This window comes from Maribacter sp. PR66 (assembly GCF_028464205.1).
Lineage (GTDB): Bacteria > Bacteroidota > Bacteroidia > Flavobacteriales > Flavobacteriaceae > Maribacter > Maribacter flavus.
Genome location: NZ_JAQPCH010000026.1, coordinates 1 through 1,150, shown reverse-complemented (window position 1 = coordinate 1,150; position 1,150 = coordinate 1). Strand labels below are relative to the sequence as shown.

The 1,150-nt window shown below is 33.7% G+C and carries 2 protein-coding genes; both read left to right on the top strand.

The genetic code is table 11. From position 1 onward, the window contains the following. The first annotated feature begins 80 nt into the window (after positions 1-80). Positions 81-590: a hypothetical protein gene (locus PP181_RS17670; protein WP_272638055.1), complete on the top strand. Its 510-nt coding sequence runs from the start codon at positions 81-83 to the stop codon at positions 588-590. Position 591: 1 nt separating this feature from the next. Next, positions 592-954: a KTSC domain-containing protein gene (locus PP181_RS17665; protein ID WP_272638054.1), complete on the top strand. Its 363-nt coding sequence runs from the start codon at positions 592-594 to the stop codon at positions 952-954. The last annotated feature ends 196 nt before the right edge of the window (positions 955-1,150 follow it).

Sequence of the window (1,150 nt, the reverse complement as noted above, 5' to 3'; positions counted from 1 at the left end):
GATGGTACTGGCCGAAATCCTACGGGTTTCAACCCGCACTAATCATACACGAACCGTTGTAAAACATTTAAAACCAACCAATGAAATCATTTTTTAGTAAGCTAGGAACTGGAATTTTTATAGCATTTTGGCTCTTTTTAGGACTGAAAGGATGCGTACATACTGTCTATAGTCCAAAAAACATTGAAGTCTATCAAGATTTGAGTAAAACAGGTGAATTAACTAAAGTTTATATAATCCCTGGAAATAAAATGATTGTCAAAAAACAATTTCTAGAAGATTATGAATATGCTGTGTTTAGAGTAAGAGGTTCAGATGCCACTCACTATTTTGGACCATTCTACAACAAAGGAGAAAACCTTTTGGGAATAAGGACTTTTTCCGACGCAAATGAAGTTTGGAAATTGGAGATGGAAATTTTAGAAAAAGATGGGAATTTAATGGAGACCACTTTCGATGATATTGGCGATACCTACAGAAATACATTAGTAATGAGAGACAACTCTATCGAATTAGGAAACTATGAATATGAAAAAATTACCCCTTCACAAGAGGATTTAGACTTGGTTAATCGGGTTAAAGCAAACTAAAATGACCAGAATTTTTAAACTTTCATTCATAATCTCAATTTTAGTCATTGGAATTTCTTGTGGCGGTAAAGATTGTAGCTTAATTGACGGCAGTTTTGAAAATTATAAGAATGCATTGCAAGTCATTAAATCTTCTGACTTTGAGTTTTCTGATAATTGTAATACAAGCAAAAGTTCTTGGATTTATGACGCAGAGTATTATTCTTGTGATGGCAAAACAGGCTATTTAATAATAGAAACTAAATCAAAAAATTACATTCATAGTGGAGTGCCGATTGGAATGTGGAACGAATTTAAAAAAGCGGATTCTTTTGGTAAATATTATAATCGGAATATAAAAGGGCGATTTCGATTAACATTATGAAAAAAAACGTTTTACAACAATGTATAACCGCAATTACGGCGGATTCGACTACGTCCGAATCCACTCGGAATTGCTAACGCCAGTTCTTAACCGAAAATAATCTCTAATTTAACCCGTAACTGACGGTTATACGAGACCGTTAGCGTAAATGCCGTTCAAATTTATTGGTTTCGGCATTTTTTGAATATGATGGTCG